The sequence below is a fragment of the Sphaerisporangium rubeum genome, assembly GCF_014207705.1.
Lineage (GTDB): Bacteria > Actinomycetota > Actinomycetes > Streptosporangiales > Streptosporangiaceae > Sphaerisporangium > Sphaerisporangium rubeum.
In genome coordinates this window covers 3734550-3760223 of record NZ_JACHIU010000001.1, presented here as the reverse complement: position 1 = coordinate 3760223, position 25674 = coordinate 3734550, and the positions used below count along the sequence as shown (strand labels likewise).

Sequence of the window (25674 nt, the reverse complement as noted above, 5' to 3'; positions counted from 1 at the left end):
GGAGGTCCGTTCACTTGTGCAGCAAGGTCACGGCCTTGGCCAGCGCGGTGTCGCGTCCGGCGGCCGCGTCCTTGGGGGTCAGGGGCACGTGGTGGTCGGGTGGCACGCCGATCCGGTCGATCACCTCGCGGTTCGGGCCCAGGTGGTGCCTGGTGGGGAGGCCGAGCGTGGTGTTGTCGGTCAGCAGGTACGTCTGCGCCGGGCCCGAGATCACGCCGGCGGTCCTGGTGCCGATCAGCCGGCCGAGGCGCAGGTCCTTGACCGCGGAGCTGAAGTGTTCGCAGGCCGAGGCGCAGCCGCGGTCTGTGAGCACCGTCAGCGGCAGGCCGACCAGCTCGACGGTGTCGTCGGTCCGCGCGGGTTCGCACCTGCCGTCCACGGTGCACTGGTAGGCGGTGACCTTGCCGTGGACGAACGCGCTCACCAGCCGGATCGCCTCGGTCGGTCTGCCGCCGCCGTTGCCGCGCAGGTCCAGCACGACGCCGGACAGCGTCCGGCCCTTCCGCAGCCGGGAGATCGCCTTGAGGACCCGGTCCGCGGAGTCGGGAGCGAACGCGTGCATCCGTACGTAGGCGATGTCGTCGTCCAGCAGCTTCGACCACACCACGCGCAGGGTGGCCGGGTCCCGCTGGAACAGGCCGGGCTTGAGTGTCACGCTCCAGCGGCGGCCGGTGCTCTGCCGCAGCAGCCGCAGCCGCACCGGCCGTGCCTCCGGGTAGTCCGGATACAGAGCGCCGATCGCGGGGGTGGCCTTGCCGTCGAGGAAAGGCGCCGATCCGTTGACGGACTCGATGACGTCGCCTGGTCGCAGCCCGGCGGCCTGCGCGGCGCCGCCGTCCACGGTGGTGACGAACAGCGGAGGCAGGGCCGCACCAGGGCTGGTGTCCGCCTGGGGACCGTCGACGTTCGCCTGGAGGCCCAGTCCGTAGCCGTCGCCGTCGTAGTAGTCGGGGGAACGCTCGACGTCGTGGGTCCAGCGTGCGTGGTTGTCGCCGAGGCCGGCCACGACGGCTTCGAGGGTGACGGCGGCCAGCTTGTCACGGAGGCCGGGGACCTGGTCGGTGATCGTGCGGTAGGTGGTCTCGAAGGCGGTCCAGTCGGCTTCGCGGTCGCCGGTCAGCGCGGGCATGGTCGCCTCGGGGACATCGCGGCCCTCGCGGTTGAGCTCTTGTTTCAGTGCGGCGAATCCTGTGGTCAGCAGCGCGCGTGCGTCCAGCGTGGCACCGCTGTAGTAGTTGCCGAGGATGCAGAAGTACGCCTGCTCGATGACGTCGATCGTGGTGGCCGTCTCCGCCTGCGGCGGTCCCTGGGGCGGCACGCACACCGTGGCGGCCTGGGTGCCGGCTTCTCTGCGCGGTGGCGTCGGCGCGGTGCAGGCCGCCGCCAGCAGGAGCGCGAGCCCGGCGGCCGCGGTCGCCCCGACGGTCCTGACGGCCGTCATGACAGGCGCCTGCGGAGCCACCAGAACGACGACCATATGAGGACGAGGGTCAGCAGAGCGTAGAGCCCGGTCTCGATCCACTGGAAGGGCCAGAAGCGGTCGAGGGGGTGGTAGGTCGCCAGCTGCCGGTAGCCGAGGCGGTTGAACTCGGCCGTGCACCCCCCTGCGGGTAGTTGCTGCGGTGAGCAGGGTCCCGACGTCGTGGAGATCGGGACGGCCGTCGCGATCGTCGACGACGGTCCCGAGCCTCCGTCTCCGCTGGAGATCGTACGTCCGGACGGATCGATCAGCTCACTGGACAGGACCCAGGCCCCCGGGTGGCCGGGAACGGCCGACGTCCTCAGGTAGATGTGCATGGGTCCGCCCTGTGGCCCGCCGAGGCCGTCCACGTTCTCCCGGCCGAGCTCGAAGGTCCCGGTGACCGGGGGCATCAGGTGGGGCCGGACCAGCAGCGGCACGGCGACCTGGATCGCGGCGAAGACCACCAGGGTGAGGACCATGGCCGGCAGGGTGCGGCGCATCAGCATGCCGACGGTCACCCCGAGCACGAACGCGAAGGCCGCGTACCCCATCGGGGCGATACCGCGCGCGCCGAACACCACCGGAGCCATCTGCGCCATCTCCGGAACGGCCGACCTGTCCAGGGGCTCGGACCACCAGGTCACCGCGAGGCTGCACACGGCGGCGGCGAGCATGGCCGCCAGGCCGATCAGCCCGAGCTTGACCACCAGCCAGCGGCCGCGGGTGATGCTCTGGTTCCACACCAGCAGGTGTGTGCCGGACTCCATCTCACGGGTGATCAGCGGTGCTCCCCAGAAGAGCCCGGCCAGCGCCGGCACGATCAGCACGACGACGGTGAGGGCCAGGAAGATGATGTCGTGGTCGTCGAAGAACCGGTCGAAGAAGTCGAGGCAGGTGTCGCTCGGGGTGCAGCCGGCGATCCCGGCGGCGTAGTCGGAGGCCAGTTCGGGACCGGTCAGGGCCAGGACGACGACGAGAACCATGAGGACGGCGGCCATCATCGCGGCCGAGCCGCGGAACTGACGCCAGGTCAGCCAGATCATCGCTGCACCTCCAGGGCGACCGGCCGGCGCACGGCGGTGCGGTGGTCCATGTAGGCCAGGACGAGGTCCTCCAGGCCGAGCCGGGTGACCGTCCAGGCGGGGTCGTGGATCGGGGAGTCGGTACGGACCACCAAGGTGCTCTGCCGGTCGGTGTGACTGGCGGAGACCACGTGCTGGTCGGCGGGGAGCCGGTCGGGGTCGCGGCGCGGGCCGACGAGCCGGTGATGGGTGGCCAGCAGCGTGTCGACCTCGCCGGCGAGCTGGACGCGGGAGTCCACCAGCACGATCAGGTGGTCGCAGATGCGTTCCAGGTCCGAGACCAGGTGGGAGGAGAGCACCACGCTGAGCTCGTGCTCGACGGTGGCCTCCATCAGCCCCTGCAGGAACTCGCGGCGCGCGAGCGGGTCGAGCGAGGCCACGGGTTCGTCCAGGATCAGCAGTTCGGGCCGCTTGGCCAGGCCCAGGGTGAGGGCGAGCTGCGCGCGCTGGCCGCCGGACAGCTTGCCGGCCCGGTGCCCGGGGTCGAGCCCGACTCTCGTGACGCGTTCCCGCGCCAGGACGGGATCCCAGCGGGGGTTGAGCCGTGCCCCGAGGCGCAGGTGATCGGCGACGGTCAGCCCCGCGTAGACGGGGGTGTCCTGAGCGACGAACCCCACCCTGGCCAGTTGCGCCGGCGTGCTCGCGGGCCGGCCGCCGAGCACCGTGATGCCGCCTGAGGTGGGTTCGAGCTGGCCGCACGCCAGCTTCAGCAGCGTGGTCTTACCGGCTCCGTTGGGGCCCACCAGCCCGACCACGCGACCGGCCGGGATGTCGACGGTGCACTCACGTAAGGCCCAGCGCCTGCCGTACTTCTTGCCCAGTTCCTGGGCCCGCAGGACCGAAGTCACGCTATGTCCTCCTGAGCGGTCGTCCGAAATGTGGTCATGAAAAGGGCCTCGATGCTCTCGTCGTCGAGGCCGGCCCGGCGGGCCTTGGCCAGCCAGCGCCGCAACTCCAGCCGCAGCGGGCCGTGCGCGGCCAGCGAGGCGCCGGTGAGCGTCGCCGTCACGAACGTCCCCACCCCCGGACGCGCGGCCACCAGGCCCTCGTGCTCAAGCTCCCGGTAGGCCTTGAGGACCGTGTTGGCGTTGATCGCCAGCTGCGCCACGACCTCCTTGACGGTCGGCAGCTGGTCTCCTTCGCGCAGCAGGCCGAGCCGCAGCGCGTGCCGCACCTGCTGAACCAGCTGCAGGTACGGCGACACACCCGACCTGCCGTCCAGATAGAACTCGATCACTGGATCCTCCATTTATCTAGGACCCTAGCACTATAGCCTTATAGACGTTGACAGGTCGAAAAGATCGCCGAAACGGCCTCGCCGGTGGCGCCTGACGTGGCGCAGCAGAGCCTGCCGAGGGAACGGCGGCTCCAGGCGTCCGGGGAAGGGTTCACGCGGCGCCGTGAGGCCGCGCCGCCGCTGGACCGTGACGTGATCGGTCCGCGAAGCGCGGGACGCCGCGGGCATGACCGGAAAAGGCGGCGCGAAGCCGGACGGCGGTCGCCGGTGCGAATTCAGGGTCGACGCGGCGGCCGGTCCCGCGGCCTTGGTGTCAGGTGGCCTGGGTGAGCACTTCGCGGTGGAGGCGGCCGATCAGGTCGTCCCTGTCGATCCCGGCGAGGGCCAGGGCACGTGGCACGGTGCCGGTCTCGGCGCGCAGGATGCCGATCAGCAGATGTGCCGGACGCAGGTCCTTCTTGCGGGACACGCAGGCGAAGCCGCGTTCCAGGGCCAGTCTGGCGGACGCGCCGAGCCGGGACGGCGGAGGGCCGGTGAGGGTCGGCGGGGGCAGGTGGAAGGCGGCCGTCGAGACGCCGGCGGCGTCGAGGCTGTGCTCGAACTCGCGGTCCAGCGCGTCCCTGACCGACCGGTGGTCCAGTCCTGCGGACGTCAGGACGGCGCGGCTGGTCGTGTCGCCCCCGGCGGCGACGGCCAGCAGCAGGTGGTGCGCCTCGATGGCCGCCGAGCCGTCGTCGCGCGCGTCACGTCCCCCGCGCTCGATGATCGCGTCGATGTACTCGTCGATGGCGGCCACGGTCAGCGCCTCCTGAGCTTCACACCGGCGTCGACGAGCCGCTTGGCGTGCTTCTTGTGCACCGCCTGCCGCGTCACCCCGAGCGCCTCGGCGACCTGCGGCCAGCTCCACCCCTCGCGCATGGCCTGCTCGACGGCGGCGTCCTCGATCCGGTCCGCGAGCCGCCGCAACGCGGCCACGGCCGCCAGCGCGTCCGCGGGGTCGGCGGGCACGGGAGACTCGGTACCGGACATGACGGCCACCGTAGCCGCCGGACCCGACATTAGTCAACCAAAGTTGCTTAAGGGTTGACGGGACGGCGCGCGACGGGCCTCGCGTCCTGCGGAGCGGAGTCGTCGACGACGTGGCCGGGGACGACGCGCGTGCCGCCGGGGTGCCGGGAGGCGTCCCGGCGGCCGGGGAACATCACGGCGTACGGCGTGCCTGCGGTCAGCAGGCGGACCCGGCGGTTGAAGAACCACGCCAGTACGCGGCGCGCGAGCGGCCGGGTGAAAGGCAGCACGCAGATGAACCCGAGGATGTCGCTCAGGAAGCCGGGGGTGAGCAGCAGGGTGCCGCCGGCGACGATCAACGCGCCGTCGGCGAGCTCACGGTCAGGCATGCGGCCGGACTCCACGGCCTGCCGCAGCGCGCGCCAGGCACGCCGGCCCTCCCGGCGGACCAGCCAGGCACCGAGCAGGCTGTCCAGGATCAGCAGGCCGACCGTCTGCCACCCGCCGATGACCTGCCCGATCTGGATCAGCGTCCAGATCTCCAGCACCGGCACGATCAGGAACGCCAGGAAAAGCACTACGCGCAACATGGCCTCACCCCTCACCTCGGCATGTACAACGCCGGAACCCGCCAGGCGGTTCCCGGCGGGACCGGCCGACGGGGACGGCGGGCCCCACCTGTGCCGCGGTCGCGGTGAGGAACCGGAACCGGTTCGCCGGTCAGGCGCGTGACGTGGCCGGCCTCTCGGGACGCCTTCGGCGGCGCTGTCCGTCCGTGAACGCGGCGTGGGACGGTCAGCGGGTGCGGCGCAGGCGGTGCGGCAGGCCGGCGATGCCCCATAACGTGACGCGCCACAGGGCCTCGGCGACGATGGCGCGGCTCATCTTGCTGGCGCCGACGGTGCGGTCGGTGAAGGTGATGGGGACCTCGGTGACGCGCAGGCCGTTGCGGATGGTGCGCAGGGTGAGGTCGACCTGGAAGCAGTAGCCCTCGGACTGGATGTCGCTCAGGCCGATCTTCTCCAGGGTGGAGGCGCGGTAGGCGCGGAAGCCGGCCGTGGTGTCGCGGACCGGCACGCCGAGCACGATGCGCGCGTAGGTGTTGGCGCCGCGCGACAGGAACTCGCGGCTCGCCGGCCAGTTGACCACCTTGCCGCCGCGCACCCAGCGTGAGCCGATCACCAGGTCCGCGCCGGCGGCGAGCGCGTCCAGCAGCGCGGGGAGCTGCTCGGGGCTGTGGGAGCCGTCGGCGTCCATCTCGACCAGGACGTCGAAGCCTTCGGCGAGGCCCCAGGCGAAGCCGGCGAGGTAGGCGGCGCCGAGACCCTGCTTGGCGGGGCGGTGCAGCACGTGCACGTGGTCGTCGGCGGCGGCCAGCTCGTCGGCGACGGCGCCGGTGCCGTCGGGGCTGTTGTCGTCGGCGACCAGCAGGTGGGCCTCCGGGACGGCGGCGCGCAGGCGGGCCGCGATGACCGGGAGGTTCTCCCGTTCGTTGTAGGTGGGCACGATGACGAGCACCCGTCCGAGGGTCCGGTCCATCAGGCGTCCTCTCCTCCGCTGGTGTCCTTTCTGCGCGGAGCCCGGCGCCGGGCCGCGGCGACGCCTACGGCGCCGGCGGCGGCCAGCAGCAGGAACCACTCCGGCAGCGGACCGAGGCGGGTCGCCAGGGTCTGGCCGGTGCGGACCTGCACGTCGAGCACCGCCTTGGCGGTGACCTTCTCGGCGCCGCGCCAGCGGATCTTCCCGGTGTGGTCGACGAAGGCCGAGATGCCGGTGGTGGCCGCGATGACCACCGCCCGGTCGTGCTCCACCGCGCGCAGCTGCGACATGGCGAGCTGCTGCGGCGGCAGGTTGCTGCGTGCGTAGGTGGCGTTGTTGGTCTGCACCGCGAGCGGCGTGCCGCCGGCCTGGACGGTGCCGCGCACGACGCCGTCGAACGCGACCTCGTAGCAGGACACGGCGCCGATGGTGACCGGGCCCATGCGCAGCGCGCCTGGCCGGTCGCCTGGCAGCGACTGCAGCCCGACGAGGTTCACCCGGGAGAAGAACTGCTCCAGGAGCGCCTTGTACGGGACGTACTCCCCGAACGGCACGAGTTGTTGCTTGTCGTAGTACGCGCCGGGGCCGGTCCTGGGGTCCCACACGATGGCGCGGGTGCGGCGGTGCTCGCCGTCGGGGTCCACGGCGATGGCGCCGACCAGGATCGGCACGCCGATGTCGCTCGCGGCGGCGTCGATGGTCTGGCGGGCCTGCGCGCTGCGGTAGGGGTCGATGTCGGTGGAGTTCTCCGGCCAGATCACGATGTCGGGCCGCGGCATGCGGCCGGCCCGCACGTCGGCGGCCATCTCGTGGGTGACGCGCGCGTGGTTGCCGAGCACCACGGCCGGCTTGTCGCCGAGGAACCCCATGCCCTCCCCCGGCACGTCCCCCTGCACCACGCCGACCCGGATCACCCGGCCCCCCTCGGCGGCGGGCCGCGGCACGGCGTACCCGAGCAGCGGCACGGCCAGGACCCCCGCCAGCAGCAGCGCCGCCGTACGGAGGCCGCCGGGGTCCCCCGGCGCGGCGGTGGTGGCGCTGTCAGGCGCGGCGGTACGGGACCGGCCGGTCGGTGCGGCGGCGCCTGACCGGGTCAGGCGGAGCGCCGCGAAGGCGAGCAGAGCGCCGCACAGGGCCACGGCGAAGGTGACCAGGGGTGCGCCACCGAGTGCCGCGTACGGCGTGAACGGGGACTCGCCCTGCGCGAACGCCAGGCGCATCCAGGGGAAGCCGCCGACGGGGAACCGGCCGCGGGCCCACTCCTGCGCCACCCACAGCGCGGCCACCCACAGCGGCCACCACCGCAGCCGTGTCACCAGGGCCGTGGCGCCGGAGGCGGCGGCGAGGAACAGGCATTCGACGGCCACCAGGATCAGCCAGGCGTCGTACCCGATGGGCCGCACCCACGCCAGGCCCGGCAGCAGGAACGCCGCGCCGCCGAGGTACCCGAGCCACACGGCCCGCCGGACGGCCGCGCCGCGCGCCGCGAGGGTGAGCAGCGCCACACCGGCCGGCGCGAGGAACCACGAACCGATCGGCGGGAATGAAACATACAGAAGCAGGCCCCCCGCCACGGCCGCCGCCGGACGCGTCCAGGCACGGCTCAAGGAGGCTCCTGCGACGGCAGGCGACCTCAGATGATGCTGCTCAACCGCTGGCCGGGCCACGTGGCGCTCGTTCTCCACTCGCTGTTCTGTGCGGTGACCAACGAACGCTACCGTCCGCGCGCGCGGGGTCCAACCGCCGCGTGATCCATGGCGCGCCACGGCACCGGCACCCCGCCGCCAGGTGATCGCGCTCCGGGACGGAAGGGGTGCGCATGGTGATTTCCTGGGACGCCGGGCCCGCGCCGTCCTGGAGGCGGACGGGAAGGGTGCCGATGGTGATCTCTGGGACGCCGACGCGAAGGCCCGCGTGTCCTGGAGGGGTGCGCATGGTGATCCCTGGGGGTTCCCGGTGCCTGGGCCAGGGATCACGGTGCGAGGTGTGGCACGGGATGGGAAGAGGGCCCGGACGACCCTTCGGACCGGATCCGTCCCGTCGGCGGCGAGCGCGGAGTTCCGTTGTCTACTGGGTGTCCGGGCCCTTCCCGGGTCCAACCCCCCATCCGGCTGGGGTGCCCCGACTCGACGGACCGACGGCGCTGCGACTGGCTGAGCGATCGGAGCCGTGCCCCGTCATGCCGCAGAACCCGACGATGTCTGTAGACGGCCAACCGGCAGTCCCGTGCTGGACTGTCCAGCAAATTACCGACCTCAGCTCAGATGTCAACCGTGTCCCGATCAGCGGGAACACCAAGTTTTCGCAGGTAGACAAGGAGACGTGAGTGGCGTCATGTGGACCGATGTCCCCCGGCCCGGTGCGTGCCGCGCCGGGGGTGGTTCGCCTGGTCAGCCGTCCCGCGGGTCTTCGGGAAGCCCTGCGCAGCGTGACAGTACGGCCGGGAGGTCGCCGGTGTGGACCACGCCGAGGGCCCCGGTGGCCCGGGTCAGCGCAACGTAAAGGTCGCCGGCGCCGCGGGGTGATCCGGTGAGGATGGCGGCGGGTTCGGCCACGATCACCGAGTCGAACTCCAGGCCTTTGGCCTCGGTGACGGTGAGCACCGCGACGGGGGCCTCCAGCGCCGCGGCGCCGGGCCCCGCCACCGCGTCCGGCACCGCCGCGGTGACCGCCGCGCCGATCGGCCCGGCGTGGGAGGCCGGCACGATGACGGCGAGCCGGCCGCCGGGGACGATCTGCCCCGCCACCACCTCGGCCAGCTCCTCGGGCCCGCCGACACGCCGGGCCCAGGGCCGTACGCCGGTCTCGCGCACCGGGTCGGGGGCCTTCAGCTCCGGCCCCACCAGGGTGAGCACGTCGGCGGCGACGGCCATCAGCTCGGCGGGGGTGCGGTAGTTGACGGTGAGGGTCTCCACCCGCCAGCGGCCGGCGGCGTGCGGGTCGAGCATGCCGGCCCAGGACGTGGCGCCGGCGGCGGTGCCGGTCTGCGCGATGTCCCCGACCACGGTCATCGACCGGTTGGGGCTGCGGCGCATCAGCATGCGCCACGCCATCGCCGACAGCTCCTGCGCCTCGTCCACGATGACGTGGCCGTAGGCCCAGGTGCGGTCGGCGGCGGCCCGCTCGGCGGTGGTCAGGTGCTCGCCGTCGCCGCGGTGGCGCGCGGCCAGCCGCTCGGCGTCCACCATGCCGGACATGCCGGTCAGCTCCAGCACCTCGCGCGCGTAGGCGATCTCGGACTGCCGTTCGGCCTCCTCGGCCTGGCGTGCGGCGGCGAGGTCCTCCTCGGCCTGCAGCGCGGCGGCGCGCAGCACGGCGGGGTCGATGTCGCCGAGCAGCTCGGCGGCCTCGTCCAGCAGCGGCACGTCGGCCTCGGTCCACAGGGACGCTCCGCCGCGCGGCGGCTCACGGAACAGGATGTCCTGTTCGGCGGGCCGCAGCCCGGCGTACGTCATGCGCTCGGTGGAGGAGAACAGGCCGATCAGCAGGCGCTGCGGGGTGACGTAGGGCCACAGGCGGTTCAGCGCGGCCTTGACGGCGGGTTCGGTGCGCAGGTCCTCCCGCAGGTCGGCCAGTTCGTCCTCCTCCAGCAGGCCGCGGCCGAGCTGTTTGGCGGCCTGTCTGGCGAGGACGGCGAGGATGTGGCGGACGAACACGGCGCGGGCCTGGTTGTGGGGCCGGCGGCCCCGGGAGGCGCGGGACGCGGCGGCCTCCAGGGTGCGGCGGTCCAGGCGCAGGGTGTAGTTGCCGAGGTCGATGTCGATGGGTCCCGGCGGCATGCGCTGGCGGTCGCGCACCGCCTTGGCGATCACGTCGGCCATGCGTGGCGAGCCCTTCAGCACCGCGGCCTCGGCGCTCTCGCGCGCGGTCGCGGTGAGGCCGGGGTACAGGCCGGCGACCGTGGACAGCAGCACGTCGGTCTCGCCGAGCGACGGCAGAACCTGCTCGATGTAGCGCATGAACGTGGGGTTGGGGCCGAGGATGAGGATGCCGCGGCGGGCCAGGACGTCGCGGTGGGTGTACAGCAGGTACGCGGCGCGGTGCAGCGCCACCACGGTCTTGCCGGTCCCCGGGCCGCCCTGCACGACCAGGACGCCGCCGAGGTCGCTGCGGATGATGCGGTCCTGCTCGGCCTGGATGGTGGCGACGATGTCGCGCATGCGGCCGGTGCGCTTCTCGCCGAGCGCCGCGAGCAGCGCGGCCTCGCCGTTGAGGGTGGCGCGGTCGTCGTCGGTGAGCCGGTCGAGGTCGAACAGGTCGTCGTCCACACCGGTGACGCGGCGGTCGCGGGTGCGCAGGTGGCGGCGGCGGGTCACCCCCATGGGGCTCGCCGGGGTGGCACGGTAGAACGGCTGCGCGACCGGGGCCCGCCAGTCGATGAGCAGGCGGACCTGCTCGTCGTCCGACATGCCGATGCGGCCGATGTACAACGTCTTGTCGACATCGGCGTCGGCGTCGTCGAGGTCCAGCCGCCCGAAGCACAGCCCGTTCTCCACGGCCCACAGCCGCGACAGCCGCTCGGCGTACATCACCGCGAACGTGTCACGCTCGGAGCGGTTCTGGTGGGTGCCGCCGCCGCCTTGCGCCAGCACACCGTCGAGCTGCGTCCTGGTGCGCACGCGCAGCACGTCGAGCCGCTGGTAGAGCCGGGTGAGGTGCCGCTGCTCCTTGGCGAGCTCGAGTTGACGCGCGGCCGGGACCTCGTTATTATTGGTAGTAATGGGACGCTCCGGGCCTATTTTTTATATGCGTTCACTGTGATGTCTGTGACAGTTGTGGTGAGAGCCCACAGAATAGCAGATCCGGGCCCATATCCCTCGTGCTGCTCGCCGCCCTCAGAGGCGGCGTCTTCGCATTTTACGGGGCTTTCGCACGGACATACCGGGACAACATACGCCGCTCCCCTGCCGCGGTGTGACCACCTCCGGCGACGGGTCCACCGATCCCTTCACTTTCTCCGCCGGATCCGCAGGCGAGTGCTCGCGAACCGGACGGCCGTCCGCGCACCCCGGCGCGCACCCCGGCGCGCACAGCGGACCGCCGCGTCCCCGCGGCGGAACGGCTGGAGACCGCCGTCCGCGGACCCCGGCGCGCACCGTGCGTGGCGAGGCGGTACGGTCACCTCTGAGATCAGGAAAGCTTCCTTACAGAGGATCGATCCCCTATGAAACTGGCCGTGGTCGGCGGCGGCTCGACGTACACACCCGAGCTGATCGACGGGTTCGCGCGCCTGCGGCACGAGCTGCCGGTGTCGCGGATCACGCTGGTCGACCCCGACGAGCGGCGGCTGGCCCTGGTGGCCGCCATGTCGGCCCGCATGCTGGCCCGCGCGGGACACCCGGCCACCGTCCACACCGCCACCACCGTCGAGGACGGCGCGGCCGGCGCGGACGCCGTGCTGCTGCAACTGCGCGTCGGGGGACAGGCGGCGCGCGGGGTGGACGAGACGCTGCCGCTGGAATGCGGATGCGTCGGACAGGAGACCACCGGGGCCGGCGGGCTCGCCAAGGCGCTGCGCACGGTGCCGGTGGTGCTGGACATCGCGGCGCGGGTCGCCGAGGTCGCGCCGTACGCCTGGATCGTCGACTTCACCAACCCCGTCGGCATCGTCACCCGGGCCCTGCTCGACGCCGGTCACCGCGCGATCGGGCTGTGCAACGTGGCGATCGGCTTCCAGCGGCGGTTCGCCGCCGCGCTCGGCGTGGACCCCGGCCGCGTCTCCCTCGGCCACGTCGGGCTCAACCACCTGACCTGGGAACGCGCGGTGTACCTGGACGGGGCCGACGTGCTGCCGCGGCTGCTCGCCGAGCACGGCGAGAGCGTCGCGCGCGACATCGGTCTGCCGGTGGAGCTGATCCGCCGCCTCGGCGTGGTGCCGTCCTACTACCTGCGGTACTTCTACGAGCACGACGCCGTGGTGGCCGAGCAGCGGGCCGGGGCCTCCCGCGCCGAGCAGGTGGCGCACCTGGAGGAGTCGCTGCTCGCCATGTACGCCGACCCGGCCGTGGACACCAAGCCCGAGCTGCTGGAACGGCGCGGCGGCGCGTTCTACTCCGAGGCCGCGGTCGCGCTGGTCGCGTCGCTCGCCGGCGACCGCGGCGACACGCAGGTGGTGAACGTGCGCAACGGCGGCACCCTGCCGTTCCTGCCGCCGGACGCGGTCATCGAGGTCCCCGCGCGTGTCGGCGCCGCCGGGGCCGTCCCCCTGCCGGTCGCGCCGGTGCCGCCGCTGTACGCCGGGCTGATCGCGCACGTCTCGGCGTACGAGGACCTGGCCCTCGATGCCGCGCTGCGCGGCGGCGCCGACCGGGTCGCCGACGCGCTGCTGGCGCACCCGCTGATCGGCCAGGCGACGGTGGCGGCGCAGCTGGCGCGGCGGCTCGTCGAGGCGAACCGGCCGTTCCTGCCGTGGGCCGGGGACGGCCGGTGACGGCGCCGCGCGCCGTCGACGGCGGCGGCGGGACGGCGGTGGCGCTGCTCGCCGTCGACGGCGGCAACAGCAAGACGGCCGTGGCGCTGGTCGCCGGGGACGGCACGGTGCTCGCCACCGGGACAGGCGGCGGTTTCCTGCCGCAGAGCCACGGCGTGCCGGCCGCGATGGACGTGCTGCTCGACGCGGTGCGCCGCGCCATCGGGCCTGGTGCGCAGCCGCCGTTCGCCGGTCACGTCGCCGCCTACCTGGCAGGCGCCGACCTTCCGGTGGAGGAGGACGCGCTGCGCGCCGAGATCCTCGCGCGCGGGTACGGCCGCACGGCGGTCGTCGGCAACGACACCTTCGCGCTGATGCGCGCCGGGACGAGCCGGCCGTACGGCGCCGCCGTGGTGTGCGGCGCGGGGATCAACGCGGTGGCCGTCGCCCCCGACGGCCGCACCGCGCGGTTCCCCGCGCTCGGCCGGATCAGCGGCGACTGGGGTGGCGGCCTCGGGCTCGGCGAGGAGGCGCTGTGGCACGCGGTGCGCGCCGAGGACGGCCGCGGCCCCGGCACCGCGCTGCTCGGCGTGGTGCGGGACGCGTTCGGCACCCGTACCGCCGAGGAGGTCGTGCTCGGGCTGCACTTCGGCTCGCTGCCGCACGGCCGGCTGGCCGGCCTGGTGCCGCCGCTGCTGGCCGCCGCCGCGTCGGGGGACGCCGTCGCGCGGAGCCTGGTGGAGCGGCAGGCCGAGGAGATCACGGTGATGGGGGTGACCGCGCTGCGCCGCCTCGGCATGCTGGACACCCCGTGCGAGGTGGTGCTCGGCGGTGGCGTGCTCGCCGCCGGGGATCCGCTGCTGAACGGCCTGGTGGAGCGGGGGTACGCCGGACGCGCGCCGCTGGCGGAACTGGTGGTGACCACCGCACCGCCGATCGCCGGTGCGGTCCTGCTCGGCCTGGAGCAGCTCGGCCTCGGCGGTCCGGCGGCGGAGGCCAGGGTGCGGGCCGCGTTCACCACCGCTCCCCCGGGCTGAGCCGGCCTTGGCACCGGACGGGAATCCGGATCAAGCGCGGCCGGACCCCGCTTCCCCGTTCGTGCCAGGTCGTGGAGGTGATCGGCTCGGGCCGGCGCGGAGGTCCGGGGTGCGGTGTCCGGTGGAGGTGGTCAGCCGGGGCCGGTGCCGAGGTCGGGGGTGCGGTGCTCGAAGGGGGTGCTGAGGACGATGGTGGTGCGGGTGGAGACGTTGGCGGCGGCGCGGATCTGCTGGAGCAGGTGCTCAAGCGCGATCGGGGACTCCACGCGGACCTTGAGGATGTAGCTCTCGTCACCCGCCACGCTGTGGCAGGCCTCTACGGCCGTCAGGTGCAGGAGCCGGTCGGGTGCGTCGTCCGCCGCCGAGGGATCGATCGGCTTGATCGACACGAACGCGGTGAGCGGCAGGCCGATCGCGTCGTGGTCGATGAGCGCCGAGTAGCCGCGGATCACTCCGCGCTTCTCCAGCCGCCGCACCCTCTGGTGGACCGCGGACACCGACAGCCCCGTCTCCTTGGCCAGGTCGGTGAAGCTCATGCGCCCGTCCGCCGCCAGCAGCGTCACGATTCGGCGATCGATCTCCTCCACGCCGCCAACGGTAGCGGCCCTCCGGCCGCTTTCGGGCGGCAAGTGGTCACGGCATGGTCCCAACCCGTGCCATCCCGTCACGATGACGCAGTGGAGGGACGAATACGGCATCCCGCCACGGTGAACCAGAGGCGGGACGGACGTGGCGTCCCGCCTCCGGCCACAGGTGGCTAGCGGGTGACGCGGACGTCGTCCACGCCGGCCTCGACCAGGCTGGCGGTGGAGGCGTCGGCGGCGTCGATCACCACGCGGACGGTCTGGCCGGCCAGGGAGGAGATGTCGGCCGAGGCGGTGCTCCAGGCGCCGTCGCGGTTGGACGCGGCGCCGGCCTGGTTGAGCACGACGACGGTGCTGGAGCCGACGACGCGGACGCGCAGGTAGTCGGCGCTGGAGGAGTTGCTGCCGTGCGCCAGGTACCACGACAGCGACAGCCGCAGGCCGGAACCGGACGGCAGCGTGATCGCCGGGGACTGGATGGTGGTGACGCCGCCGTCCACGTCGTAGTCACCGGCGGCGGTCCCGGCGAGACGTCCGGTCACCAGGTCGTTGGTGCCGCTGACGGTGGTGCCGAGCTGCTTGGTGCCACTGGAGGTGGTGGCCTGCGGCACGCCGCGCTCCCACTGGCCGGTGGTCGCGGTGTCGGTGCCGGAGGGGTTGACGGTCCAGCCGGTGGCCGTCTCGAAGGTGTCCTGCCACACCACGACCGGCGCCGGGGCCGCGGCGACGGTCCACACGGCGTACGCGATGGCGTCGGCGTTGCGGTTCAGCGCGGTGTCGTTGATGTTGGACGTGGTGTCGCACGACCGGTGGTAGCACGAGTCGAACGCCTGCCCCGCGGTGCCGCCCCACAGCGTCGCCTGCGCGCTGGTCTTGGTGCCCTCGGCGCCGGTGAACGTGCCGCCGGCCGGGATGCCGCGCGAGATGAACGGCCCGTAGTCGGACCGGCCGTCGAAGTCGGTGCCGCGGGTCGGCACGCCGATGGAGGTGAAGTAGTCGGCCAGCACCCGCTCCAGCTCGGCCGACCCGGCCGGGCCGGGACCCGAGCCCACCCCGTCGGAGTCGTCGCCGTCGTACAGGAAGTAGCCGGGGTTCGGCGAGGCCACCATGTCGAAGTTGTAGTACCCCTTGATCTTCGACCGGTCGGTGGTGGACAGGTTGCTCACGTAGTACGTCGAGCCGCGCAGTCCGCCCTCCTCGGCTCCCCACCAGGCGAACCGCAGGTGCTTGGTCGGGACGAGCGACTGGCGTGCCACCTCGAGGGCCGTCTCCAGGATGGCGGCGCTGCCGGAGCCGTTGTCGTTGATGCCGGGTCCGGCGGTCACGCTGTCCAGGTGCGCGCCGACCATGAGGATGTCGTCGGGGTTGCCGCCGGGCCAGTCGGCGATGACGTTGTAGCCGGTGGCGCCGTTGTAGGTGAACGACTGCAACGTGGTGCTGTAGCCGGCCGAGTCCAGCAGGCCTTTGACGTAGTTGGCCGAGGCCAGGTAGCCGGGCCGGCCGTGCGCGCGGTTGCCGCCGTTGGCGGTGGCGATGTTCTGCAGCTGCGTCAGGTGGGCCTTGACGTTGGTGAGCGAGATGTCCGGTGGCGCGAGCGCGGCGGCCGGGGCCTGGGTGGCGGGAAGGGCCGCCACCAGGGCGAGCGCCAGTGCCGAGACGAGCGTGGTCAAGCGTGATCTCATACCGGTCCTCTGGGGTGGGGAGGGGGGTGACGCGTGGAGGCGGCCAGGGTGGGGACGCCTCCGGCGGGACAGGGACATACGGGGACCCGTTCACCGGCCCGGCCTCGGGGTGGCGGGACGGGAGCAGGAGGGCGCCGTGGACGACGGCCCGGTCACGTGATCGGTTTCCGCGCCGCTACGCCTCCACGGTGCTCGCTGTGCTCAGCGGGGGTCCGCCGTACCCCGACTCATCTTGTAAGGAACTTAACCCGCCAGGTGTCACTCGCCTAGACCCACTTCCCGTCCGGGACACGCGACGGCCGCCGCCCCTCGCGTGACGGGACGGCGGCCGGTGCCGGGGGTCAGGCGGCCAGGGTGTCGAGGGAGACCTGCCACAACAGTGCCGCGGCCTCGGGGTCGACGGCGTAGCCGGCGACCCCGGTGCGCGTGCCGGGCTGGTGCGGCCCGGCTTCCTGGCAGTCCTCGAAGTAGCGGCCGCCGACGCCGTCCAGCAGAGGGGACGTGGCGAGCAGGACGGAGGTCGCGGCACCCTGCTCGGTGGTCTTCCACGGGGCGGCCCCACCGGAGGCGGCGCGCAGGCGGTCGAGCTCCTCCTCGGTGACGTGCCGCTGGAGCCGGGTGCGGATGCCGCCGGGGTGCAGGGAGTTGACGGTGACGCCGTCGTCGGCCCAGCGCCGGGTGGCCTCCACGGCGAACAGCACGTTGGCCGTCTTGGACTGGCCGTACGCGAGCCACGGCTCGTAGGCGCGCTCACGGAAATGGATGTCGTCGAACACCACCGGCGAACGCAGGTGGGCCGCGGAGCTGACCGACACCACGCGCGCGCCGCCGGCGGCGGCGAGACGCGGGTGCAGCGCGGTGGTGAGCGCGAAGTGGCCGAGGTGGTTGGTGGCGAACTGCAGTTCCCAGCCCTGCGGCGTGCGGCTTTCTGGCGCGGCCATGACGCCGGCGTTGTTCACCAGGATGTGCAGCGGCCCGTCGAAGGCGGCGGCGAACGCCGCGACGGACGCCTGGTCGGCCAGGTCGAGCGGCGCGACGAGGACCTGCTTGTTGCCGGTGGCGGCGATGATGTCCTCGGCGGTGCGCTCCCCCGCCTGGAGGTCGCGTACGGCGAGCGTCACCTCGGCGCCGGCGCCGGCGAGCGCGCGGGCCGTCTCGACGCCGATGCCGGACGCGCCGCCGGTGACGATGGCCCTGCGGCCGGTGAGGTCGATGCCGTCCACGACCTGCGCGGCGGTGGACTCGGCGGTGAACGGAGTGATGATGCGATCGGTCACGATCTTTCCCGTCTTTCTCGGCATGCGAACGCGGAGGGCGACCGGTAAGATTAAGCGGAGGAACCTCCGGATGCGCTTCCCAGATTAAGCGGAGTCTCCTCCGTTTAGCAAACCGGCCTCCGCGAACCAAGCCACCACCGCCGCGAACCGACTCCTCGACCGCGGCCCGTACTCGACTCCCCGTCCCGAGCCCTCGGCCCACGACCCGGGCCCCTGGCTCCTCGTCCTGAGCCACTGACCCAGAACCCGGGCTCCCGGCGCCGCGTCCCGAGCCCCCGACTCCGAAGGAGGAGCCCATGACGGCCACCGGCTCCCGGCCGCTGCGCGCCGACGCCAGGCGCAACCGCGATCGCCTCCTGGAGGCCGCCGTCCGGGCCTTCTCCACCGACGGCCCCGGGGTGACGCTCGACGCCATCGCCAAGGACGCGGGGGTCGGCATCGGCACCCTCTACCGCCACTACCCCACGCGTGAGGCGCTCATCGAGGCCGCCTACCGCAACGAGCTGGCCCGCCTGTGCGACTCGGTCCCCGAGTTGCTGCGCAGCCGCCCCGCCGACCAGGCCACCCGCCTGTGGATGGACCACTTCATCGACTACATGGCCACCAAACGCGGCATGGCCGGAGCCCTGCGCGCCGTGATCGCCTCAGGCGGCAACCCCTACGCGCAGAGCCGCGACCACCTGCTCACCGCCGTCGCCGCGCTTCTGCGGGCCGGTGTCGCCGACTCCACCATCCGTCCCGACGTCGACCCCGCCGACGTCCTGGTGGGCCTCAGCGGCGTCACCCTCGCCACCGGCGAACCGGACAAGCGCGACCAGGCGGGCCGTCTTCTCGACCTGTTGATGGACGGCTTGCGCTACCGGCCGGAGCAGGGCTGACGAGCGCGGGCTCCCCGCCGGACGGCGTCACGCCGCCGCCTGAGGCCCGGCGGCGTGCCGGTTCGCGGGGGGTACGGAACGCGTGTCCGCCGGAGTACCGAATGCGGGCTCCGACACGGGGAGCGGGGAAAGGGAACGTCCACTCCTTTCCACTTTCAACCTATAGCGCATGGTGGGGCTTGCGGCAAGGCCCCGGTCGTGGCGCACAATCGTCGGCCGGGACCGGCACACCGGTCGCGAGGACACCGGCCGCGTGCGACGGCGCACCCGGCCGAGATCGGAGCTCATGAGGTGACTCACCTGACCACCAGCGCGTTCGACCTTCCCGGCCGGCTGTCCGCCAAGGCGGCGCCGCAGCTGATCGCCGGGGACGAGCGGCACTTCGCGGCCGTCGCGGAGACCCTGGAAAGGTCGATCGCCGAGGTGTCGGCGCGTCTTGACGCAGCGCTCAAGGCGCCGGGGGGTGCGGGACGGCAGGCGCTGGACCGGGACCTGGAGGTGCACCGGCTGTCGGGACGGCTGCGGCTGCTGCGGCGGTTCGGGCTGGATCTGTGTCTCGGCCACATGGTGCACGCGGACGGCTCGGAGCCTGTGTACGTGGGGCGGCTCGGGCTCACCGACGACGAGGGACGGCGGCTGCTGGTCGACTGGCGGTCACCGGCGGCGGAGCCGTTCTTCGGCGCGACCCACGCCGATCCGATGGGGCTGGCGAGCCGCCGCAGGTACCGCTGGACCCGTGGCCGGATCAGCGACTACTGGGACGAGGTGTTCACCCCGGACGGCTTCGAGGGACACGCCGCGCTGGACGACCAGTCGGCGTTCATCGCGAGCCTCGGCGCGAGCAGGTCGCCGCGCATGCGTGAGGTGCTCGGCACCATCCAGGCCGACCAGGACGCGATCATCCGCGCGGGGTCGCGCGGCGCGCTGGTCGTCGACGGCGGGCCCGGCACCGGCAAGACGGTCGTGGCGCTGCACCGCGCGGCGTACTTGCTGTACTCCGATCCCCGCCTCGGTCACCGCAAAGGCGGCGTGTTGTTCGTCGGGCCGCACCAGCCGTACCTGGCGTACGTCGCCGACGTCCTGCCGAGCCTCGGCGAGGAGGGGGTGCGGACCTGCACCCTGCGGGACCTCGTCCCCGAGGGTGGCGCGGCGGCGGCCGAGACCGATCCGGAGGTGGCGCGGCTGAAGGCGTCCGCGGACCTGGTGGACGGCATCGAGAGGGCCGTCAGGTTCTACGAGAACGCACCCACCGAGGCGATGACGGTCACCACCCCCTGGGCCGACGTCCGGCTGGAGCCCGGTGACTGGGCCGAGGCGTTCGACGCGCCGGAACCGGGGACGCCGCACAACGAGGCACGCGACCGGATCCTTGAGGAACTGGTCACGATCCTGGCGGACCGGCACGACGCCGACCCCCCGGCGGGCCCGCTGCGCGCGTCGCTGCTGCGCCACCGGGAGCTGCTCACGGCACTCAACCGGGCCTGGCCGCTGATCGAGGCGACGGACCTGGTCGGCGACCTGTGGACGGTGCCGGCGTACCTGCGGCTCTGCGTCCCCTCGCTCACACGTGACGAGATCAGGAGGCTCCAGCGCGCGGACGCGCAGGCGTGGACGGTCTCGGACCTGCCGCTGCTCGACGCGGCGCGGCGGCGGCTCGGCGACCCCGAGGCGTCACGGCGCGAGCGCAGGCGCGCGGCGGCCGCCGCCGAGGAACGCGAGCGCATGACGCGGGTCGTCGAGGACCTGCTCGAAGCCGACGACGACGGCGAAGGGGTGGTGACGATGCTGCACGGACAGGACCTGCGGGACGCGCTGGCCGACGGGACCGCGCCGCCGCTCGCCGATCCCGACGTGCTCGCCGGGCCGTTCGCGCACGTCGTCGTGGACGAGGCGCAGGAGCTCACCGACGCCGAGTGGCGGATGCTGCTGGCGCGCTGCCCCTCGCGGAGCTTCACCATCGTCGGCGACCGCGCGCAGGCCAGGCGCGGTTTCACCGAGTCCTGGCGGGAACGGCTGGAGCGCGCCGGGCTCGACCGGGTCACCTTGGCCACGTTGAGCGTCAACTACCGCACACCGGAGGAGGTCATGGCGGAGGCCGAGCCGGTCATCAGGGCCGTGCTGCCGGACGCCAACGTGCCGGTCTCCATCCGCCGTGGCGGCGTGCCGGTCGAGCACGCGCCGGCGGCCCGCCTGGAGGCGATTCTCGGGACGTGGCTGGACGAGCACGCCGAGGGGATCGCGGCGGTCATCGGCGATCCGGCGTTCCGGGAACGGCCGAGGGTGCGGTCGCTGACCCCGGAGCTGTCCAAGGGGCTGGAGTTCGACCTGGTGCTCCTGGTCGATCCGGAGCGGTTCGGCGACGGGGTCCAGGGTGCCGTCGACCGGTACGTCGCGATGACGCGCGCGACACGGCGCCTGGTGGTGCTCACGAGTTCCTGAGTTTCCCGCGACGGCGCCGAGTCTCTCCCTCGCCGAAGCGCCACCCCGGACAGGTCGTGTGGGGTCTTCGGGGGGGCCGGACTGGTAAGGAAGACCTTAGTTAGTCTAGCCTTACCTAAGTTTCGGTCCCCGATCATTCAGGAGGAGCGGTCGTGGCTGTCCCGGTGCCGTCGGGTGGTGACGTCCTGCGGCGTGCGGTCGCCGGACAGCGGCGGGACGTGGCCCTCGGGTCGGTGCTCGGCGCGGCGCACCAGGCCGGGGAGGCGCTGGTCCCGGTGCTGATCGGCGTCGCCGTCGACCGGGGGGTCGCCGAGGGGGACCTCGGCGCGCTGCTCGCGGTGCTCGGTGTCCTGGCCGTCGTCTACGTCGGGCTGTCGTTCGGTTTCCGTTTCGGTGCGCGCGCCGGGGAACGCGCCGCGGAGCGCGCGGGACACGAGCTGCGGGTGGCGCTCGTCGAGCGGGTGCTGCACCCCGGCGGCGGCGCGGAGGAGGGCCGGCTTCCCGGCGCGCTCGCCGCCGTCGCCACCGAGGACGCGCGGCGGGTCGGCGCGGTCACCATGGCCGTGCTGTCGGGGGTGGCGGCGCTCACGGGACTGCTGGTCGGCGCCGTCGTGCTGCTGCGCATCTCGGTGCCGCTCGGGCTCATGGTGCTGCTCGGCACGCCTGTGCTGCTGTGGCTCGGTCACCTGCTGAGCAAGCCGCTGGAACGCCGCAGCGAGACCGAGCAGGAACGTGCCGCGCACGCCTCCGGGGTGGCCGCCGACCTGGTGGCGGGGTTGCGGGTCCTCAAAGGCATCGGCGCCGAGTCCGCCGCCGTGGCGCGCTACCGCGCGACCAGCCGTGACTCGCTGGCCGCCACGGTGCGCGCCGCACGCGCCGAGGCGCTGAGCAACGGCACCGTGCTGGCGCTCACCGGCGCGTTCATCGCGGTCGTGGCCCTGGTCGGCGGCCGGCTCGCCGCGCAGGGTGACATCAGCCTCGGCCAGCTCGTCTCCGCCGTCGGCCTCGCGATGTTCCTGCTCGGCCCGCTCGGCGTCCTGTCCTGGGTCACCACCGAACTGGCGCAGGCCCGCGCCTCCGCGGCCCGGGTGGCCGGCGTGCTCGCCACCCCGGCCGCCGTGCCGTACGGCACCGCGTCCCTCCCCGTTCCGGTGCGCGGCGAACTGCTCCTTGACGGCGTCACCCATGCCGGGCTGCGCGAGGTGACCCTGCGGGTCTCCCCCGGCGAACTGCTCGGTGTCGCCGCCACCGACCCCGCCGACGCGACCGCGCTGCTGCGCTGCCTGGCCCGCGAGACCGACCCCGCCGCCGGCGGCATCGAACTGGACGGCGTCCCCCTGCGCACCCTGGACCCGGCGGCCCTGCGCACGGCCGTCCTGGTCGCGCACCACGACGCGGCGCTGTTCCAGGACACGCTGCTCGCCAACATCGCACCCCCTGACGGGGGTGGCGGCGTGCCGGCCGCCATGGCGGCCGCCGGGGCCGACGAGGTCGCGCGCACCGTGCCGCACGGCCTCGCGACCGCGGTCGGCGAGCAAGGACGGTCGTTGTCGGGAGGCCAGCGGCAGCGGGTGGCGCTGGCCCGGGCCCTCGCCGCCGACCGGCCGGTGCTCGTGCTGCACGACCCGACCACCGCCGTCGACGCGGTCACCGAGGCCCGTGTCGCCGCCGGCCTGCGCGCGTTCCGCCGGGGCCGCACCACGATCGTCGTGACCACCAGCCCCGCGCTGCTCGCCGCCACCGACCGCGTGGCCCTGCTGGACGAAGGCCGCGTCGTCGACACCGCACCCCACGCCGAGATGATCCGCCGCCACGCGGCCTACCGGACGGCGGTCCTGTCGTGACGACCCCCCACACCTCACCGCACGACACTCTCGACGGCTCCCCCGCGACCGGCGCCTCGCTTCCTGACCGGACGCCACCCGAAGACACCGCCGGGACGGATCGGCGGGACCTGCTGCCGGTCGCGGACGGCAGGCGTACCTGGGAGGCGGTGCGGGAGCTGGTGCGGCCGTACCGGGGACGGGCCGTGGCGGCGTTCGCGGTGATGGTGGGGGCCACCGCGGTGGGGTTGCTCACGCAGCCGCTGCTCGGTCACATCGTGGACGTGGTGGCGCGGCGGCAAGGGGTGGACGCGCTGACCCTGCCGGTCGTGCTGCTGGTCGTCGTCGCGCTCACGCAAGGCGGCGCGACGGCGCTCGGACTGTCGATGGTGGCGCGGCTCGGGGAGACGGTCCTCGCACGGCTGCGGGAACGGTTCGTCGAACGCGCGCTGCACCTGCCGCTGGAACGTGTGGAGAAAGCCGGCTCAGGCGACCTCACCGCGCGGGTCACCGCGGACGTCACGCAGGTCGCCGAGGCGGTGCGCACGGCGCTGCCGGAGCTCGCGCGGTCGGTGCTCGCCATCGTGCTGACGCTCGGCGCGCTCGCCGTGCTGGACTGGCGTTTCCTGCTCGCGGCGCTGGTCGCGGTGCCGGTGCAGGCGCACACCGCGCGGTGGTATGTGCGCAACGCCGTCCCGCTGTACGCCAGGCAGCGGGTCGCCGCAGGCGCGCAGCAACAGCAACTGCTCGACACCATCGGCGGCGCCGCGACCGTGCGGGCCTTCGGCCTCGCCGCCGGTCACACCGAGCGGGTCACGCGGCGGTCGCTCGCCGCGGTGGACCTCACCATGCGCGGCGTCGGCCTGGTGCTGCGGTTCTACAGCCGCCTGCACGTCGCCGAGTACGCCGGCCTCGCCGCGGTGCTGCTCACCGGGTACTTCCTGGTGCGCGACGGCTCGGCGTCCATCGGCACCGCCACCGCCGCGGCCCTGTACTTCCACAGCCTCTTCTCCCCGGTCAACACCGCGCTCGTGCTGCTCGACGACGCGCAGTCGGCGACCGCCGGCCTCGCGCGCCTCGTCGGCGTCGCCACCCTCCCCCCGCCGGACGAGGCCGTCCCCTCCCCCGCGGCCCACAAGGACGCCGTGGTCGTGGTGCGCGGCGCGGGACACGCGTACGAGCCGGGCCGGCCGGTGCTGCACGACGTGGACCTGGTGCTGCGCGCCGGGGAACGCGTCGCGCTCGTCGGCGCCACCGGCGCGGGCAAGACGACACTGGCCAAGCTCATCGCCGGTGTGCACCGGCCGGCGACCGGCACGGTGCTGGTCGCCGGTGACGGCCACCCGCGTCCGGTGGGGCTCGTCACCCAGGAGGCGCACGTGTTCGCCGGGCCGCTCGCCGAGGACCTGCGCCTGGCCAGGCCCGGCGCCGGCGACGCCGAGCTGCGGGACGCGCTCGACCGGGTCGACGCGCTCACCTGGGCCGAGGCGCTGCCGGACGGCCTCGCCACCGTGGTCGGTGAAGGCGGCCACCGCCTCACCGCCGCGCAGGTGCAGCAGGTGGCGCTGGCCCGCCTCGTCCTGGCCGACCCCCCGGTGGCCGTGCTCGACGAGGCGACCGCCGAGGCCGGCAGCAGCGGCGCACGCGCGCTGGAACGCGCCGCCGACCGCGCCGTCGAGGGCCGCACCGCGCTGGTGGTCGCGCACCGCCTCACCCAGGCCGCGACCGCCGACCGCGTCGTCGTCCTCGACGGCGGCCGGGTCGTCGAGTCCGGCACCCACGAGACCCTGCGCACGTCCGGCGGCCCCTACGCCACGTTGTGGTCGGCCTGGTCCGGCACCCGTCCATCCGAGAACCGATGAAGGACCTGTTGATGTTCCGCACTCCCACAGGCACACGGATCGCCGTGGCCCTCGTCTCCGCCGCGCTGACCGGCACGCTCGCCGCGTGCGGCTCAGGCACCACCGAGCCGCCGGCCGCCTCCGGCGCCGCACCCGCCTCGCCGGCCGCCGGCGCCTACCCGGTGACCGTCGAGCACAAGTACGGCAGCACCACCGTCGAGGCCGAGCCCCAGCGGATCGTCACCGTCGGCCTCACCGACCAGGACGCGCTGCTGGCCCTCGGCAAGGTCCCGGTCGGCACCACCGAGTGGATCGGCGGCTACCCCGGCGCCATCGGCCCGTGGGCCACCGCCAAGCTCGGCGGTGCGCCGGTGCCGGCCGTGCTGAAGGACACCGGCACCGGCCCGCAGCCCGAGAAGATCGCCGCGCTGGCCCCCGACCTGATCCTCGCGCTGTACTCCGGCCTCACCAAGGACCAGTACGACACCCTCTCCAAGATCGCGCCGGTGGTGGCGCAGCCCAAGGAGTTCGCCGACTGGGGCATCCCGTGGGAGAGGCAGACCGAGACCGTCGGCAAGGTCCTCGGCAAGGAGGCCGAGGCCACGGCGGTCGTCGCGTCGGTCCAGGAGAAGTTCGCCGCCGTCAAGAAGGACAACCCGGCGTTCGCCGGCGCCACCGGCATCGTCGCCACCCCCTACGAGGGGATCTTCGTGTACGGCCCGCAGGACAACCGGTCGCGCATCCTCACCTCCGTCGGCTTCACCCTGCCGCAGGACCTGCAGCAGGTCGTCGGCGACGAGTTCGGCGTCAACATCAGCAAGGAGCGCACCGACCTGCTGGAGACCGGCGCCATCGTCTGGATCGTCCCCGACCCCGCCGACGACGGTGCCAAGCTCCGCAAGGACAAGCTGTACGGCGACCTGAAGGTCGTCTCCGAGGGCCGCGAGGTCTACGTCAAGGAGACCGGCGACTACGGCAACGCCTTCTCGTTCGTCTCCCCGCTGAGCCTGCCGTACACCCTCGACCGCCTGGTCCCCCAGCTCGCCGCCGCGGTGGACGGCGACCCGGCCACCGAGGTCCCCCAGCCGAACGACTGACCCCCTCCAGCGTGAAAGGCCGGGCCGCGTGACGCGGCCCGGCCTTTCACGTTTCCCGCGGGGTCAGGCGGTGTCGCGTGCGGCGAGGCTGCGGGGCCGCATGTCGGTCCAGTTGGCCTCCACGTGGTCGAGGCAGGACTGCCGGGGTGCGGGTCCGTACGCGGTGTCCCAGCCGGCGGGGACCTCGGCGAACTGCGGCCACAGGCTGTGCTGGCCCTCGGCGTTGACGAGGACGAGGAAGACGCCGTCGGGGTCGTCGAAGGGGTTGGTCATGGTCGT

General features: G+C 73.5%; 21 protein-coding genes. 7 read left to right on the top strand and 14 right to left on the bottom strand.

Annotation, left to right across the window (positions count from 1 at the left end; all coding sequences use genetic code 11):
- Positions 1-10: 10 nt before the first annotated feature.
- The 10 genes from BJ992_RS16160 to BJ992_RS16115 all read right to left on the bottom strand — a co-directional run bounded on the left by BJ992_RS16160 (position 11) and on the right by BJ992_RS16115 (position 10947).
- Positions 11-1441 (bottom strand): S41 family peptidase, encoded by a 1431-nt coding sequence (locus BJ992_RS16160; RefSeq protein WP_184981816.1) that lies wholly within the window; start codon positions 1439-1441, stop codon positions 11-13.
- On the bottom strand, positions 1438-2505 hold the full coding sequence (locus tag BJ992_RS16155; protein WP_184981814.1) for an ABC transporter permease: 1068 nt from the start codon (positions 2503-2505) through the stop codon (positions 1438-1440). The genes BJ992_RS16160 and BJ992_RS16155 overlap by 4 nt, the downstream gene beginning before the upstream one ends.
- Positions 2502-3392 (bottom strand): ATP-binding cassette domain-containing protein, encoded by an 891-nt coding sequence (locus BJ992_RS16150; protein ID WP_184981812.1) that lies wholly within the window; start codon positions 3390-3392, stop codon positions 2502-2504. Before BJ992_RS16150 ends, BJ992_RS16155 begins: the two co-directional genes overlap by 4 nt.
- Complete coding sequence (locus BJ992_RS16145) at positions 3389-3781, bottom strand: GntR family transcriptional regulator (protein ID WP_343072692.1); 393 nt, start codon at positions 3779-3781, stop codon at positions 3389-3391. Before BJ992_RS16145 ends, BJ992_RS16150 begins: the two co-directional genes overlap by 4 nt.
- A gap of 313 nt (positions 3782-4094) precedes the next feature.
- Entirely contained in the window at positions 4095-4577 is a 483-nt protein-coding gene (locus tag BJ992_RS16140; RefSeq protein ID WP_184981809.1) for a Clp protease N-terminal domain-containing protein, read from the bottom strand.
- Positions 4578-4579: 2 nt separating this feature from the next.
- Complete coding sequence (locus tag BJ992_RS16135) at positions 4580-4810, bottom strand: hypothetical protein (RefSeq protein ID WP_184981807.1); 231 nt, start codon at positions 4808-4810, stop codon at positions 4580-4582.
- Positions 4811-4857: 47 nt separating this feature from the next.
- A complete protein-coding gene (locus tag BJ992_RS16130) occupies positions 4858-5379 on the bottom strand; it encodes an FxsA family protein (protein WP_184981805.1) in 522 nt (173 codons plus the stop codon).
- A gap of 205 nt (positions 5380-5584) precedes the next feature.
- Positions 5585-6328: a polyprenol monophosphomannose synthase gene (locus BJ992_RS16125; protein ID WP_184981802.1), complete on the bottom strand. Its 744-nt coding sequence runs from the start codon at positions 6326-6328 to the stop codon at positions 5585-5587.
- Positions 6328-7935, bottom strand: a complete 1608-nt coding sequence (gene lnt, locus BJ992_RS16120) for an apolipoprotein N-acyltransferase (RefSeq protein WP_246496665.1) — start codon at positions 7933-7935, stop codon at positions 6328-6330. Before lnt ends, BJ992_RS16125 begins: the two co-directional genes overlap by 1 nt.
- A gap of 783 nt (positions 7936-8718) precedes the next feature.
- On the bottom strand, positions 8719-10947 hold the full coding sequence (locus BJ992_RS16115) for a HelD family protein (protein ID WP_343072691.1): 2229 nt from the start codon (positions 10945-10947) through the stop codon (positions 8719-8721).
- 545 nt (positions 10948-11492) lie between these two features.
- Between BJ992_RS16115 and BJ992_RS16110 the strand changes: the two genes are divergently transcribed.
- Positions 11493-12758 (top strand): family 4 glycosyl hydrolase, encoded by a 1266-nt coding sequence (locus BJ992_RS16110; RefSeq protein ID WP_184981800.1) that lies wholly within the window; start codon positions 11493-11495, stop codon positions 12756-12758.
- Positions 12755-13774 carry an N-acetylglucosamine kinase gene (locus BJ992_RS16105; RefSeq protein ID WP_343072690.1) on the top strand — a complete coding sequence of 340 codons (1020 nt, stop codon included), beginning with the start codon at positions 12755-12757 and terminating at the stop codon, positions 13772-13774. Before BJ992_RS16110 ends, BJ992_RS16105 begins: the two co-directional genes overlap by 4 nt.
- 131 nt (positions 13775-13905) lie before the next feature.
- Here BJ992_RS16105 and BJ992_RS16100 read toward each other — a convergent pair whose 3' ends face one another.
- The 3 genes from BJ992_RS16100 to BJ992_RS16090 form a co-directional block, all read right to left on the bottom strand.
- Positions 13906-14361, bottom strand: coding sequence for an Lrp/AsnC family transcriptional regulator (locus tag BJ992_RS16100; protein ID WP_343072689.1), 456 nt, complete (start codon positions 14359-14361; stop codon positions 13906-13908).
- Positions 14362-14531: 170 nt separating this feature from the next.
- Positions 14532-16028 (bottom strand): M28 family metallopeptidase, encoded by a 1497-nt coding sequence (locus BJ992_RS16095; protein ID WP_246496664.1) that lies wholly within the window; start codon positions 16026-16028, stop codon positions 14532-14534.
- Between the two features lie 353 nt (positions 16029-16381).
- Entirely contained in the window at positions 16382-17317 is a 936-nt protein-coding gene (locus BJ992_RS16090; protein WP_343072688.1) for an SDR family NAD(P)-dependent oxidoreductase, read from the bottom strand.
- 296 nt (positions 17318-17613) lie between these two features.
- Between BJ992_RS16090 and BJ992_RS16085 the strand changes: the two genes are divergently transcribed.
- The 5 genes from BJ992_RS16085 (at position 17614) to BJ992_RS16065 (ending at position 25395) form a co-directional block, all read left to right on the top strand.
- Positions 17614-18195 (top strand): TetR/AcrR family transcriptional regulator, encoded by a 582-nt coding sequence (locus BJ992_RS16085; RefSeq protein WP_184981792.1) that lies wholly within the window; start codon positions 17614-17616, stop codon positions 18193-18195.
- 291 nt (positions 18196-18486) lie between these two features.
- A complete protein-coding gene (gene helR, locus BJ992_RS16080) occupies positions 18487-20634 on the top strand; it encodes an RNA polymerase recycling motor ATPase HelR (protein WP_184981791.1) in 2148 nt (715 codons plus the stop codon).
- A gap of 152 nt (positions 20635-20786) precedes the next feature.
- Complete coding sequence (locus BJ992_RS16075) at positions 20787-22478, top strand: ABC transporter transmembrane domain-containing protein (RefSeq protein ID WP_184981789.1); 1692 nt, start codon at positions 20787-20789, stop codon at positions 22476-22478.
- Positions 22475-24319, top strand: a complete 1845-nt coding sequence (locus BJ992_RS16070; protein ID WP_184981787.1) for an ABC transporter transmembrane domain-containing protein — start codon at positions 22475-22477, stop codon at positions 24317-24319. The genes BJ992_RS16075 and BJ992_RS16070 overlap by 4 nt, the downstream gene beginning before the upstream one ends.
- Positions 24316-25395: an iron-siderophore ABC transporter substrate-binding protein gene (locus BJ992_RS16065; RefSeq protein WP_246496663.1), complete on the top strand. Its 1080-nt coding sequence runs from the start codon at positions 24316-24318 to the stop codon at positions 25393-25395. Before BJ992_RS16070 ends, BJ992_RS16065 begins: the two co-directional genes overlap by 4 nt.
- A gap of 63 nt (positions 25396-25458) precedes the next feature.
- On the opposite strand, the gene BJ992_RS16060 is transcribed toward BJ992_RS16065, so the two are convergent.
- Positions 25459-25668, bottom strand: coding sequence for an MbtH family protein (locus BJ992_RS16060; RefSeq protein WP_184981785.1), 210 nt, complete (start codon positions 25666-25668; stop codon positions 25459-25461).
- Between the last annotated feature and the right edge of the window lie 6 nt (positions 25669-25674).

What these genes read in the sequence shown, in the direction of transcription:
- BJ992_RS16160 (WP_184981816.1), bottom strand. Translation starts at nt 1,441, where the DNA reads ATGACGGCCGTCAGGACCGTCGGGGCGACCGCGGCCGCCGGGCTCGCG.
- BJ992_RS16155 (WP_184981814.1), bottom strand. Translation starts at nt 2,505, where the DNA reads ATGATCTGGCTGACCTGGCGTCAGTTCCGCGGCTCGGCCGCGATGATG.
- BJ992_RS16135 (WP_184981807.1), bottom strand. Translation starts at nt 4,810, where the DNA reads ATGTCCGGTACCGAGTCTCCCGTGCCCGCCGACCCCGCGGACGCGCTG.
- BJ992_RS16130 (WP_184981805.1), bottom strand. Translation starts at nt 5,379, where the DNA reads ATGTTGCGCGTAGTGCTTTTCCTGGCGTTCCTGATCGTGCCGGTGCTG.
- BJ992_RS16125 (WP_184981802.1), bottom strand. Translation starts at nt 6,328, where the DNA reads ATGGACCGGACCCTCGGACGGGTGCTCGTCATCGTGCCCACCTACAAC.
- BJ992_RS16110 (WP_184981800.1), top strand. Translation starts at nt 11,493, where the DNA reads ATGAAACTGGCCGTGGTCGGCGGCGGCTCGACGTACACACCCGAGCTG.
- BJ992_RS16085 (WP_184981792.1), top strand. Translation starts at nt 17,614, where the DNA reads ATGACGGCCACCGGCTCCCGGCCGCTGCGCGCCGACGCCAGGCGCAAC.
- BJ992_RS16065 (WP_246496663.1), top strand. Translation starts at nt 24,316, where the DNA reads ATGAAGGACCTGTTGATGTTCCGCACTCCCACAGGCACACGGATCGCC.
- BJ992_RS16060 (WP_184981785.1), bottom strand. Translation starts at nt 25,668, where the DNA reads ATGACCAACCCCTTCGACGACCCCGACGGCGTCTTCCTCGTCCTCGTC.